At 49.6% G+C, this 14926-nt stretch carries 8 protein-coding genes; 5 read left to right on the forward strand and 3 right to left on the reverse strand.

Annotated elements, in window-relative coordinates; genetic code table 11:
* Nucleotides 1-228: 228 nt before the first annotated feature.
* From JNJ77_02920 to JNJ77_02930, 3 genes are all read right to left on the reverse strand, one after another.
* Nucleotides 229-720 carry an SRPBCC domain-containing protein gene (locus JNJ77_02920; GenBank protein MBL8821512.1) on the reverse strand — a complete coding sequence of 164 codons (492 nt, stop codon included), beginning with the start codon at nucleotides 718-720 and terminating at the stop codon, nucleotides 229-231.
* Nucleotides 717-1061, reverse strand: coding sequence for a helix-turn-helix transcriptional regulator (locus JNJ77_02925; protein ID MBL8821513.1), 345 nt, complete (start codon nucleotides 1059-1061; stop codon nucleotides 717-719). Before JNJ77_02925 ends, JNJ77_02920 begins: the two co-directional genes overlap by 4 nt.
* A gap of 82 nt (nucleotides 1062-1143) precedes the next feature.
* Nucleotides 1144-1662, reverse strand: coding sequence for a hypothetical protein (locus JNJ77_02930; protein MBL8821514.1), 519 nt, complete (start codon nucleotides 1660-1662; stop codon nucleotides 1144-1146).
* Between the two features lie 680 nt (nucleotides 1663-2342).
* Here JNJ77_02930 and JNJ77_02935 point away from each other — a divergent pair.
* The 5 genes from JNJ77_02935 to JNJ77_02955 all read left to right on the forward strand — a co-directional run bounded on the left by JNJ77_02935 (nucleotide 2343) and on the right by JNJ77_02955 (nucleotide 14926).
* A complete protein-coding gene (locus tag JNJ77_02935) occupies nucleotides 2343-3689 on the forward strand; it encodes an efflux RND transporter periplasmic adaptor subunit (GenBank protein ID MBL8821515.1) in 1347 nt (448 codons plus the stop codon).
* Between the two features lie 6 nt (nucleotides 3690-3695).
* A complete protein-coding gene (locus tag JNJ77_02940) occupies nucleotides 3696-6944 on the forward strand; it encodes an efflux RND transporter permease subunit (GenBank protein MBL8821516.1) in 3249 nt (1082 codons plus the stop codon).
* Nucleotides 6931-8178, forward strand: coding sequence for a hypothetical protein (locus tag JNJ77_02945; protein ID MBL8821517.1), 1248 nt, complete (start codon nucleotides 6931-6933; stop codon nucleotides 8176-8178). Before JNJ77_02940 ends, JNJ77_02945 begins: the two co-directional genes overlap by 14 nt.
* A gap of 148 nt (nucleotides 8179-8326) precedes the next feature.
* Nucleotides 8327-9601, forward strand: a complete 1275-nt coding sequence (locus tag JNJ77_02950) for a TolC family protein (GenBank protein ID MBL8821518.1) — start codon at nucleotides 8327-8329, stop codon at nucleotides 9599-9601.
* 99 nt (nucleotides 9602-9700) lie between these two features.
* A complete protein-coding gene (locus JNJ77_02955) occupies nucleotides 9701-14926 on the forward strand; it encodes a c-type cytochrome (GenBank protein MBL8821519.1) in 5226 nt (1741 codons plus the stop codon).

Genomic DNA, 14926 nt, shown 5'->3' on the forward strand with positions numbered 1-14926 from the left:
GGGGAGGCGGACTAACCTGCCTCCCCGCCTGGGTACGCGGCCACCGACGCGTCCATCGTTTTGTGCAAGCCAAACTTGTCCTTACAGCACTCAAACGGCACGGACAATTAAGGACTTACGTTGCATGACGCAAAAAGCTCTCGCGTTCCGGGCTACCAGTTGCACGAGGGCTTTTCAAGATTTCACCATATTCAGGTCGAGTACGACCAAACGTGGCACCCGTGAGAACTAACCCGCCAGCACGCCATCCAGCGCCTGGTAGCTCATCTCCATTCCCTCCGTCATACCGGTTGACATCGCCGCATCGCGGTCCGCCCTAGAAGCATACTTGATCGAGGTTGTCACGTGCGTGATCCCATTGGTCTCGTTGAACGTGACCGTGATAATCGACGGCTCGCCTCCCATCGATCCAAAGTCGCAGTCGCCCGGGTCGTAGTGTTGCGTATGCACGATCTTCGCATGCAACGCGACCTCCAGCATCTCCCCCATGAACCCAAACTCCTGGCCAGTATCGCTATCTCGCCAGCGCCAGCGATACTTCCCCCCCACCTGCGTCGTCATCTCGCACACGGGCATCGTCCATCCGGGCATAGCCGTCAGCCAACAGCGCATCAACGCAGGATCCGTATACGCCTGCCACACCAGATTGACCGGTGCATCAAAGCATCGTTTCACCAGTACTTCGCGATCTGACGGCGTACTCACTTCAGCAGGTTTCATTTTTTTCTCTCCTGTTTGTCTTGTTGTTTTAACTCTGCCAGCAACGCATCGAGTTGCTTGTAGTTGCCTTCCATGAGTTCCTGCACCTGCTCCAGCCAGTCGGTGACGGCCTTCAGCCGCTCCGGTACCAGTTTGCACGGCCGCAACTGGGCCAGTCGACTACGCGAAATCAGCCCGGCCGATTCCAGCACCTTGAGGTGCGACGAAATCGTGGGCTGCGTCAACGTGAAACGGTCGACCAGTTCTGTGACCGAAGCCTCTCCACCACGGGCCAGATGTAGCACGATTCCTCGTCGGGTGGGATCCGCCAGGGCGGCAAAAGCTTGGTCAAGTTGATTCATATAGATAGATTACGGTCTATATTGATAGTTGTCAATATAATTTCTTTGTCCCAATGCTTAACCTTACCATTTTTGATTGACGCTACTTGGATGATGCCGAACGTATGACCACCGATCCTCGGCCCAGGTTGGCGAACGGCACTTTATTGCAGGCGATGGCCTGGTCGATCAGGCTTGTGACCCCGGGGCGCGTGAGCGTGGATGTGCCCTCCACGAGAATCCAGCGGGCGTTGGCGGATCCCTGTAACAGTTTCTCAGGATCGGGCAATTGCCTGCCTTGAGTGAAGTAGAGTTTCAAGCCGTCTGCATCCGCCCGGACTGCAAGAACGCCCTCGTAACCCTGCCCGCTTGGCGAAAAGCTGATGACCACGGCACCTTGGTTGCGATATTCGTACACCACTTCATGGGCCGTGGGTAGTCGCTTTCGCAGCGACCGTCGGATGGCAGTGATGAGTTTGAAATGCGCAGGCGCGTACTGGCCGATCAGTTTAGTCACCTGGGCTTCTGCCGATCGACTCTCTGCCGCAGACTGAGAACTGGCGGCGACTTTAACTTTGGTTTGAGCGGAATGTCGACTGGATGTTTTTCTCTTCACATTCATGATCGTTCTCTGGAATCAGATTTCTACAGTAGTGTTTGTACCCCGCTGGCCTGGAAAAGTACACGAATTCCAGGTTCGGATTCAATGTTTTGCTTCGAAACGAGTCGTCAGACTGGCATTGTCTGTTTTCGAGACGCGGTTATAATTTGCCATTGATCGGAATGAAGATGTTTAAGTATTTCATAGCCTGGTATTTGATATTTTCGGCTATTTTGGGGCCGGGATTGTGCTGTTGTACTGTCGCAGCAAGGTCACACGATACAAAAGAAGAGACTGCATTAGTCGCAGACGAAGATAGCCACCATTCCTGTTGCCAACAAAACCAGCACGAACCAGGGCAAAAACAGCCTCATTTACCTGCACCATTTTGCCCATGCAAACAGCATTATTCCTCGACTGCGATGCTACTACCATCATCAGATATTACCCAACACTATTCACATCCAAGCGAATGGTCACTGGATTATTCTTCACTTACAGGTAATTTTGCATCCTGTAGCATTTCAATCTGCTTGCACCAGAAGTATCTGCATTTCAGCACAGATAATTTACTTTGCATTTCGAACAACCTGCGCTGTTAGTCCATCTCCTTCTGCACAATCCTGCACCTTTTCACGCATGGTTGATGTGATCTAATCTGTTTGACTACACCATTTTTCAAGTTCTTGCTGAGAACTGTCATGCAATCATTGATGTCAGTATTACGCTGGCTGATTTCTCTTACTGTAATTGCAGGTATCCTCATTGGTGGGTGGATCACACGCGATACCTGGAAAAGCTGGATCCTTCGAGAACAAGCTGGCCAAAAGGCACCGGAAGAAGCACACGACGATCACGCCAGTCCAGATCGGCTGAAGCTCAGTAATCAGGCAAAAGCCAACCTGCAGCTAAAAACGGCTGCTCTGCAACTGACCACTTACTGGCGAACCACGCAGATGCCCGGCACCATCATTGAACGGCCTGGCCTCAGCAATCGAGGCATCTCAACTACGCTTGCTGGTATTGTGACCAAAATTCAAGTGTTGCCCGGCCAGTTAGTGCGCCCCGGCGATGAACTTTTTCACTTAAGGCTTGTCAGCGATTATCTGCAAAACACCCAGGCACAACTCTATAAGACCTCCCGCGATCTTCAGATCAATGCTGATGAGCAGCAGCGGTTGAAAGGCGTTTCTGACAGTCAATCGCTATTCAAAGGCAAGCTGCTCGATCTGGGTTACGAAGAACGAAGATTGCTGGCAGCACTGGATACTTATCGTCAGGACCTGCTGACGCGTGGCCTGACGCTGGAAGACATTAACCAGGTTATCGCCGGTAAGTTTCTTTCTGAATTTGTTGTGCGTGTGCCCCGCAAGGAGAATGACGACAAACTGATTTATGAAATGGAAGAATTGAAAGTACAACTGGGTGAACTTGTTCAAGCCGGTCAAGTACTGGGCTATCTTGCCAACCACCAGGCTTTGGATGTCGAAGGCAAAGCATTTGAACAGGAATCAGCTCTTCTCCACCGTGCTGCCCGCGAGAATTGGCCGATTCAAATGGTGCTGCTGGAAAATGCTTCCGAATGGCCAGCTACTCCCACGACACTTTCAATACGCTTTATCGCGAACCATGTTGATGCAGCCACACGCATGCTTTCCTTCTATCTACCAGTTGAGAACCCCCTGCGGGAGATCAGGGAAGCTGGCGGCGCTATTCGTCGCGTCTGGCGGTATCGCCCCGGTCAGCGAGTCAGACTAGGCGTTCCCATTGAGAAACATGATCAAGTATTCGTCATTCCTCGCGAAGCGGTAGTTCATGAAGGGCCGGAAGCTTATGTCTTCAGGCAAAATGGAAACCTGCTGGAACGGAAGCCGGTTTATGTCCGCTACCTTGATCAGGATCATGCAGTGCTCGCCAACGATGGCAGTGTTACTGCAGGAAATATCATCGCCATGAATGCCGCTGTGCAATTGAACCGCGCCTTGAAAGCACAGGCTGAAGGCGATTCTGGTGGCCATGGCCACGACCATCATGGTCATTCCCACTAGGAGAACATGACCGTGAATGCACTGATACGGTTTGCATTGAAATATCGCCTGCTGATCGTTTTCCTCAGCCTGGCTGCCTTTCTCTACGGCAGTTATGTGACAGCGACTCTACCTATTGATGTTTTCCCCGATCTGGACCGACCTCGTGTCACCATCATGACAGAAGCGCCGGGTCTTGCTCCGGAAGAAGTAGAAACGCTGATCAGCTTTCCTCTCGAATCCGCCTTGCTGGGTGCAACTGGTGTTCAGGCTGTTCGCAGTCAATCTGCGATGGGACTATCTGTCGTATATGCCGAGTTCGACTGGAACACCAATATCTATCTGGCCCGACAGACGGTTCAGGAGCGCCTCAGCACTGCTGCTGATTCTCTGCCTGTCGGCATCAAACCGCAAATGTCCCCCATCAGTTCCATCATGGGACAGATCATGCATCTTGGACTGGTGAGGCGAAACGACCAGACCGATGTTAAGCAATCCATGGAATTGCGAAGCATTGCAGATTGGATCATACGACCACGACTACTGAAGATTCCGGGTGTGGCTCAGGTGGTCGTTATGGGTGGCGGGCGCAAACAGTATCAGATTTTGATCGATCCACAATTAATGGTAGAGCAGTCTGTCACACTGAAGGAAATTGAAGAAGCGGTTCGTAACAACAATCTGAATGCCAGTGGTGGATACCTCATCAATTCAGAAGGAGAACAAAGCATTCGGGTACTAGGGCGACTCGGACCTCAGCCTGAACGCGTCATCGACGAACTGAGTAGCATTCCCATCAGATTTGCAGGCGGACGTTCCGTTCAAATTCGGCATGTCGCCAAAATAGTGGAAGCACCGCAACTCAAGCGCGGTGATGCCAGTGTTAATGGAAAAGACGCCGTTATTTTGACGATAACCAAGCAGCCCCATGTTGATACGCGACGATTGACCGATGAGATTAAATCTGCGTTGAAAGATCTGGAACCCAGCCTCTCCAAAAGCATCGAAATTAATACAGGCCTTTTTCAGTTGAAGACTTTCATCGATACAGGCATTTACAATGTAGCGGAAGCGCTGGTGATTGGAGCCGGCCTGGTACTGATCATTCTCTTTCTTTTCCTGCTCAACGTTCGAACCACATTCATTTCTCTGACTGCCATACCATTGTCTCTGGTCATGACCGGTCTGTCGTTCAAACTCATCAGCTGGCTGACAGGCACGCCGTTAAGCATCAACGTCATGACACTGGGGGGAATCGCTGTTGCTCTGGGTGAGTTGGTGGATGATTCCATTGTCGATGTCGAGAACATTTTCAGACGCTTAAAGGAGAATTCGAGTCTCGAACAACCAAGACCCGTTTTGAAAGTGATTTACGAGGCAAGCGTGGAAATCAGAAGCGCCATCGTTTACGGAACAGCCATGGTGATTATGGTCTTTATTCCCTTGTTTGCGTTATCAGGAATTGAAGGCAGGCTGTTCACCCCGTTAGGTGTTGCCTACATCGTATCTATTTTATCATCACTGATTGTTTCACTAACTGTTACACCCGTTCTATCGTATTACCTGCTCAGCAGGACCAAATCCACTCATCGGGAACATGATAGCCCTTTGTTGCGATTGCTGAAATGGCTTGCTGGTTATGTCATTCGCTTCAGCATGCGATTGGCAGGCACCTTACTCATCGTGACATGGATACTGGTAGGCTTTTCAGCCTACATCCTTACACATCTAGGAGCTGATTTCCTGCCACCGTTTGACGAAGGCAGTGTGCAAGTCAATCTCTCCCTGCCGCCAGGTTCCTCACTGCAGGATTCCACCAGTATTGGCAAAGTTGCTGATGCGATGTTTCGAAAGATGCAGAAGTCAGCATCTCAACCCGATGGTCCCATTGTCAGCTTTACTCGCAGAACCGGTCGTGCTGAGTTGGACGAGCATGCAGAACCAGTCAGCAGTACTGAGTACATTCTGACCATGAATCAGCATGTGCATCAACAACGAGAGGAGTTGATCAAAAGCATTCTGGACGATTTAAAAGACGGCTTGCCTGGAGTGCAGGTCGAGGTGGAACAACCTCTCGCACATTTGATCAGTCACATGCTTTCAGGAGTTACTGCTCAAATTGCCATCAAAGTGTATGGCGATGATCTCGACGAACTTCGGCGACTTGCCGAGAGAATCAAAGCAGGCATCAGTGACGTACCAGGAGTGTCATCACTGGCTATCGAAGCCCAGAAGCAAATCAATGAAGTTCATATTCGGTTGAAACCGGAACAACTAACTTATTATGGACTTGATCGAGCCACGGTCGCTGAGTTCATCAGCACAGCTCTTCGAGGTGAAGCCTTAAGCCAGGTGCTGGAAGGGCAACGACGATTTGACATCGTAGTCTGGATGGAAGAAGCAATCCGCAACCAGCCAGAGAATATCGGCAAACTGCGAATGGAATTGCCAGGTGGTCGTGGGCAAGTGCCTCTCTACGAACTAGCAGTGATTGAGGCTGGTGCCGGACCAAACACCATTAACCGTGAGAATGCCAGAAGGCGAATTGTCATACGGAGCAATGCCCTGGGCCGAGATCTGGCAGGTGTTGTGAATGATATTCGTGAACGAATAACGGTTCTGCAAGCCGGCAGTAACTGGCCTGCAGGATATTTTGTCGAGTATGCAGGGCAATTTGAAAGCCAGCAGCGAGCCACTCAGTTAATCGCAGTGTTAGCAGGTGTAAGCCTGGTTGGCATGTTCCTGGTTCTGTACATGTTGTACCCATCAGCTCGTGTAGTACTGCAAATTCTCAATGCTCTGCCCGCGGCATTTATTGGTGGAGTGATCGCCTTGGCGCTCACTGGCCAGACACTGACCGTAGCCAGCCTGGTAGGTTTTATTTCTCTGGGCGGAATCGCTGCACGGAATGGCATTTTGCTGGTATCACATTACTTCCATTTGATGAAATATGAGAAGGAATCTTTCTCGGAAGCGATGATCCTGCGAGGCAGCCTGGAAAGACTTGCACCGGTATTGATGACCGCATTGACTGCTGGTATAGGCCTGTTGCCATTGGTAGTAGAAGGACAAAAGCCAGGACGGGAGATTCTATACCCTGTTGCAACGGTCATTCTGGGCGGATTGATCACTTCCACACTCTGCGAATATCTGTTACACCCCGGATTGTTCTTGCGTTTCAGTGGCAAAGACGCTGAACGCATTGCTCATGAGATGGAATCGGAATTGGATAAGCATGTTCAAGCTACGAAAGGAGACGATCATGCCGTTACTTAAATACACTTTCAGATGCGCGGCCTTGGTAGCAGCATTCATTCTGCCTGTTGGTTGCCAGAAGTCTGAACAGGCTTCGAAACCTGCCTCGGCAGCCAAGACCAAAGACAAACATGATCACGACCATGATCATCCTGAAGAAGGACCACACGGTGGCAGCCTGGTGGAATGGGGTGAGCATGAGTTTCATGCTGAGTTCACGGTAGATCACAAAACCAAAACTGCAGTGATCTATGTGCTCGATACCTCAGCGAAAAAGGCACCCAAGGTAGAGCCAGCAAAGATCACCAAGGTCATGCTGACCATTACCAGTGTTACCCCACCGGTATCACTTGAATTGAAACATGATCCGGCCAGGACAGATGCCAAAGGCATTGCCTTCGTCGGAACGCATGATGTTCTCGGCAAAGATGCGGAACTCAAAGGCAATGTCAGCGGCACAGTGGATGGACTTCATTACACGGGTGATTTTGAAGACAAACACGATCATGAACACGATAAGAAGAAAACAGGACATTTACTTGAACAACATCCCGGTGGCGTGCATGTAGCATTTGCACAAGGCAGATACTACGCAGAAGCCATCATGCATAAGGGCGGTTCCGTTCATTTGTTTCTGTTCGGAAAAGACCTCAGCAAAATAGTAGAAACAGAATCTCATCAGATTACTGCTTATGTCCGAAAAATTGGCGATAAGGAATTCACGACATTTGAATTGAAACCCGATCCGCTGGCAAGCGACACTAAAGGATACACCTCCCGCTTCGCTGGAGACATACCCACTGAATTAGTCAATCAGGAACTGGAAGTTACAATACCGGCGCTTAAGCTGGGAAACGAGCGTTATCATCTTGCGTTTCAAACTACCATTAAACCTCATGAAGGAGATAGTCACGCTAAGGATGCAACCATGCCCGCTGGGCAGGATGACATGGCAGAAGAACGCAAACTCTATCTGACTGCTGCCGGTGTCTACACTTCAGAAGATATCAAGGCAAATGGCAATACGATAGGTTCTGAAAAGTTCAAAAACTTCAAGGCAAACCATGACATTAGACCTAAACCCGGTGACAAGATCTGCCCGGTCACACTTACCAAGGCCAATCCTGATTGCACGTGGATCATCGCGGGAAAGAAGTATGAATTCTGCTGCCCACCCTGCGTCGATGAATTCGTCAAATTAGCCAAGGAAGAACCGAATGCGGTAAAACCACCCGAAGAGTATGTCAAACGTTGAAACCTGTACGGGTGATGTTTCAAATGAAGCATATTCTCCCTGAACGTCGATAAAGATGCGGGGGAGCAGCATGACAGTGAGAAGATGTGGCATTTGGCGAAGATGGCGAACTCCATTGATAGGCATTGCATGCCTGTCAGCAGGATGCGTGTCCTCATCAACCACGCATGAGTTATCTGTTCCGCCTCCACCGGTAGAACTGCTTGGGCCGATTGAAACGCGTTCTGCCAATCTACCTGTAGAAGAAATAGCGATACCATCACCACTAACGCTAGACCAATCCCTGGGGATTGCGCTGCAAAAGCACCCTGAATTGGCAGCAGTTTCCAGCCTGATTCAATCTGCACAAGGGCAAGTAGTACAAGCGGGACTCTATCCCAATCCATTGGTTGGCTATCGAGGCGACCAAGTTGGCAGCCGGGGAGCACCCGGTGGCCAGCAGGGACCGTTCATTTCACAGGAACTCGTCACAGGCGGAAAACTTCAGGTTGCGCAATCCGCTGCGATGGATGCGATGACTGCTACGCAGTGGCAAGCCATCACCACACGATTTAATTTGGAAGCAAAAGTTCGCAGCGCCTTTTATGAAGTGCTCACCGCTCAGCGGGAAGTCAGCGAAAACGAAGCCATCGTCAAGATCGCTGAAGAAAACCTGGAAGCATCACGAAAGATTGAACAGGCAGGACGAGGCAGTCTGCCTGATGTATTGCGGGCACGAGTTGAACTGGAATCAAACAAGAATCGTTTAATTGCTGCCAGGAAACGACTGGAAGCAGCCTGGCCACTGTTGATCAACGCGATGGGACTGACAGGCGTAGCTCTGGTTCCTGTTGAAGGCAATCTGGAAAGTACGAAGCCTCAATACGATCTAAATTCACTTCAACGCCAAATTGCTGAGAATCACTCCGAAATCAAACAATTGCAGGCAAGCGTCGCAGAAGCTGAGAAACTGTTATCGCGAGCCAGATTGGAGAATGTGCCAAACCTGGATCTACAGGTGCAGCCTCTCTACGATTACACCGAAAGTGTTGGACAGGTTTCGTTCGAAGTAGGTATGAAATTGCCCATCTGGAACAAAAACCAGGGTAACATTCAATCAGCAGAAGCTGAACATCTTCGACGCATTCATGAACTGGAGAATACGAGACTCAAATTGAATGAGCGCACCATACAAGCTTATCAAAGATATGTAACTGCCAGAGAACAGGCCGGAAAGTTTGAGAAAGACCTGATTCCGCAAGCCAAGGAAGCACTCCGACTGACCAAAGCCGCTTTTGAAAGTGGCGATGCCAAGTATGATTACACCGCACTGCTCGATGCCCAGCGAACACTGGCACAAGCACGATTAAACTATGTTCAAACCCTGGGTGAATTCTGGAAGGCAACCGCTGAAATCAAAGGCCTGTTACAACAGATTCCTTGATGTGATGTCTTCCACCTCTCGTACAACAAATGATTGAATAACTGATGCATCCTGTTGGGGAAACGAGTATGCTACAGTCCCTCCCAGGACTTTTCATAGATGTATCGTGTAGCCTTCCTGCTTCATTTTTTGCTTTTATCTACCGTTGTATATGCACAGGGGCTTTCACCTGCTGAATCCCTGCAGCGGATGAGGCCTGCTGATGGTTTGAAAGTTCAATTGGTTGCAGCAGAACCACTGATCAGGCAACCTGTCACGATGACGTTCGATTCGCAAGGCAGGCTCTGGGTAATTCAATATCTGCAGTACCCTGCTCCTGCTGGCTTAAAGCCAGTTGAAGTCGATCAGTATCTGAGAACCCGATATGACCGTGTTCCAGAACCACCGCCTCACGGCCCACGCGGACTAGATCGCGTTACTATTCTGTTTGATCCGGACAAAAAGGGACGCTTTCAGCAAGCCAAAGAATTCGTGACCGGACTCAATCTGGCAAGTGGATTAGCACTTGGCAACGAAGGTGCTTACGTACTCCAAGCGCCTTACCTGCTCTTTTATCCAGATCGAAACAAGGATGACATACCGGATGGTAATCCTGAAGTGCTGTTGAAAGGATTCGGTATCGAAGATGCTCATGCAGTAGGTAACTCTCTGATATTTGGTCCCGATGGCTGGCTGTACGGTGCGCAAGGCAGCACAGTTACTGCCCGTATTGCTGATCCATTAACAGGAAAAGTATTCGAATTCCAGCAAGGAATCTGGCGTTATCATCCGCGAACGCGACAGTTCGAACTGTTTGCTGAAGGTGGAGGCAACACCTGGGGCCTGGATTTTGACCGTAACGGTCAATTGATTGCGGGCACCAACTGGTCCAATGTCGCTGCGCTCCACATGGTTCAAGGTGGATACTATGTAAAAGGTTTCTCCAAACATGGTCCCTTGCATCATCCTCATGCGTATGGCTACTTCGAGCATATGCCCTGCGAGGGATTTCGTGGCGGACATGTAACCTGTGGCGGAATTGTCTATCAGGGGAATCTGCTGCCTGGCAGGTTCAAAAACATGTATCTGGGCTGCAATCTGCTCGATCACAATCTCTTTTGGTACAGCTTTCAGCGCAATGGCAGCACATTCAGTATGAAACATGAGGGAACGCTGCTTCACGGTAACGATACCTGGTTTCGACCCATAGATTTGCTCACAGGGCCTGATGGTGCGGTATACGTGTGCGATTGGCACGACAAGCGCGCCAACCATGTTGATCCTATTGATAACTGGGACAAATCTAACGGAAGAATCTACAAACTCGTGTCATCACAGGATTCGCAAACCAAACCTGCAATAATCGATCTAACCAATGCTTCTGCTACAGAACTCATTGCCTTGCTCAATCATCCAAATAGCTGGCAACGATCCGAAGCTCGGCGATTGTTAATTGAAAAACAAGACACTGAAATCAGAAGACAACTCAAGGAATCATTGACCAGCCATTACGCAGATTTTTCACTGGATACCTTATGGGCACTCTATGGTTGTAAGGGGCTTGACATATCACTGACAGCAAAACTCTTGTCTCATCCTCGAGGTGAAGTTCGCTGCTGGGTCATTCGCATGATAACTGATCATGCCACTCCAGAAGGTATGCAGCAGTGGATTCCCGTGTTACCCACCCTGGCAACTGTTGCCGAGATTGAAACTAGTCCCCTGGTATTGTCGCAACTTGCATCTACTCTCCGTCGTCTGGTGCAATCGAAAACGGAGAAGGCAGTATGTATTTCGCTGCTCCAATCATTATTGAATAATAAGCACTGGAACGATGATAGCCTTGGCCCACTGCTATTATGGTGGGCTATCGAAGAAATCCTTTCGCAATCGATCCTGCAATTTGATTGTAGTCTGTTCGGAGTTCAGAAAGACTCAACAACACCAAATACTGAACTGAAAAGGTTCCTTCTGGAACGTATCAGCCGTCGTTTTATGAGTGCTGAAACTCAGGCTGGTTACCTGAGTCAGGCCAGGTTGCTGGAGTATTGTTCATCGCATGCAGCCCCGAATAGCTGGTTAAACAGTGTTCTAACGGGTATGGAAACTGAACTGTCAGCTAAACCATTGAAGAATATGCCTGCAGATTTGCAACGTGCGCTTAAGCGATTGCCTGCCGATAATGCTGTACTTCGTATCCAACTGCTGGCTGGTGAACCTTCCGCAATACGATGGGCGCATGGAAAATTGATCGAAGAGAATACCAATGAAAGTGAAAAGGCTCTGCTACTGCAATGTTTGATCAAACAATCCCGCATTGCACCTGTGCTGGATTTGCAGAAACTTTTCTCATCCGCAAAAACGGACCCGTATCGGCTGGTGTTGCTGGAAGCTGTAGCCCTTGTGCCTACTGCAGATAACATTCAGTTTCTCATCAGGCAATACACCAACTGTTCATCAACAGTACGCAGGAATATCATCAGTCTGCTGATTTCAAGGCCTGCAACCTCAGTATCCTTGTGCGAAGCAATTGAACATCAGCAAATTTCCAGCAAGGAGATTCAACTCGATCAAGTTCAGCAGATGCGACGCTACCAGAATGTAACGGTAGATCGAATTATCACCAAATATTGGGGAAGCGTAAAACCTGTTACGAGTGGGGATAAGCAGGCTCGCATCCGCAGCATTGTGCACATGCTGAACCAGGGGCAGGGTACACCTGACATGGGAAAAGCATTGTTCACCCAGCATTGTGCAACCTGTCATCAACTTTTTGGCGAAGGGGGAAAAGTCGGACCTGATTTAACCGGCGCGGATCGATCGAATCGGGAATTCCTGGCAACCCACATTATTGATCCTCATCTGGTCATACGTCCAGAATACTCTGCGTACACTGTTGTCACGACCGATGGCCGAACTCTGACTGGGTTAATCACTGAAGAAACTACCCAGGAAATCAAACTGCTTGATGCCCAGGCAAATACGATTCAGCTTACTCGCGACCGTATTGATTCACTCTCAGCAAGTCGTCAGTCGCTTATGCCGGAGGGCATTCTCGATCCACTGGATGATCAGCAAATCCGTCACCTGTTTGCCTACCTGCAGCAACCTAACGATAAGCCTGCGCAGGAATTACCAAACACCGCACCCATGCAGGCACCTCCTTCCTTTGATTTTGCAGACAAGATGGTGACAGGCATCGATCGCATGCTGGATCGTTTGACACAGGAGTCTATTTCCAGACGAGCATCACTCTGGAAACGGGATAACGATTCCCTGGAAACGCTCATCAAATCAGTTGAACCCAACAGGCAAAGATTGAAAAGTATCCTGGGGGTTGTGGAAGAGAAACCCGAAAAATCGAATACAGGTTTTCCCAAGTGGCCCACCATTTCCTCGCTGCTGGGACGCAATGACTATTACCAGGTGTTAAACGTCCGCTGGCGTGCATTTGGCAATGTCGAGGCTGAAGGACTACTTTTGTTGCCTACCGGTAAGTGTGTCGCAGATGTCGTCGTATTGCCTGATGCAGATCAAACTCCGGAACAACTCATCGGGCTGGTTCCCGGTTTACCTCTTCACCAGCAGACTGCCCGCATACTGGCTGAACAAGGCTGCAGAGTGCTCATCCCTGTGTTAATTGATCGTGCTGATACTTACTCAGGCATACCGGGAATCCGTATGACCAATCAGCCCCACCGCGAGTGGATCTACAGGCAGGCATATGAAGTGGGCAGGCATATCATTGGATACGAAATCCTGAAAGTGCAAGCTGGGATTGATTGGTTCCAATCAACGTCGACCGCATCGCGACCCCTGGGTGTAATAGGTTACGCTGAAGGCGGGTTGATCGCATTTCATACAGGAGCTATCGATACACGCATCAAAGTAACTGCAGTCGATGGCTATTTTGGCGTACGGGAGAATCTCTGGCAGGAACCCATCTATCGCAATGTCTGGAGGCAACTGACAGAGTTTGGCGATGCTGAAATAGCTCAGCTATTTCCACCACGACAACTGCTCCTGGGCATTCAGAATCCCCCGAAGGTCAACGGACCACCTGCTGTGCGCAGTGGAAGAAGCGGAGCAGCCCCAGGTAAGCTGGAAACAACCCAGCACAAGGCGGAATGGAAACGCCTGGAACCGTTTCGATTGAAATATTCAACGGCTATACAGCTTGATGAACAATCGGGGGCAACAATACATTCTCGATTTTTCCAGGCTCTGACTGGTCAGCCATTTCAGGTCAGCAAGGAGCAGGTTATCACTCCGACAGCAGCATTACCTGATTCTTCTGAACGCATGAAACGACAGGTTGAAAGTCTATCCAATCATATACAGGAGCTGCGTCGCAAGAGTGAACCTTATCGTGACAAACATTTCTGGGCTAAATTGAATCCTTCCAGTCTGGACAACTACCTGGCTTCTGTTGCTCCATTTCGGCAACAATTCGAACATGAGGTGATCGGCAAGATTGATCTGCCACTCTCAGCGAACAAAGCTAGAAGTCGATTGATTAACGAACAGCCTGGCTATGTAACGTACGAAGTGGAAATGGATGTCATCGCCCCTGACCTCATAGCCTACGGCTGGCTGTTGGTGCCTCGAAACATCAAACCTGGCGAGCGAAGACCTGTTGTCGTTTGTCAACATGGATTGGAAGGAAGACCTGCTGATTTGGCTGATCCCAAAATTGATCACCCCGCCTATCATCGCTATGCATGCAGGCTGGCGGAAAGAGGGTTTATTGTTTTTGCACCACAGAACCCATACCTGTTTAATGATCGATTCCGCTTGCTGCAACGCAAAGCCAACCCACTGGGATTATCCCTGTTCTCCTTCATCGTTGCACAACATCGGCAGATCACCGAATGGCTCGCCAGATTAAGCATGGTCGATCCTGATCGCATTGGCTTTTATGGCCTTTCCTATGGCGGAAAAACAGCTATGCGGGTCCCTGCCCTGGTGCCTCGATACTGTCTTTCGATTTGCTCTGCTGATTTCAATGAATGGATCTGGAAGAATATTTCAAACGACAATCGCTACACGTATATGACTACCAACGAATGGGAGATGGTGGAGTGGAACTTGGGGCACACTTTTAACTACGCGGAAATGGCTGCGCTCATCGCACCTCGCCCATTTATGGTTGAACGTGGTCATCGGGATGGCGTGGCTCCCGATGAACAGGTGGCTTACGAGTATGCCAAAGTGCGAAGACATTACGCTGACCTGAAAATTCCAGATCGCACAGCCATTGAGTTTTTTGATGGGCCTCATACCATTCATGGCCAGGGAACTTTCGAGTTCCTGCATCGACATTTGAAATGGCCTGAACCGAAATGA

It is taken from the genome of Planctomycetia bacterium, from assembly GCA_016795155.1.
In the GTDB taxonomy this organism is placed as follows: domain Bacteria; phylum Planctomycetota; class Planctomycetia; order Gemmatales; family HRBIN36; genus JAEUIE01.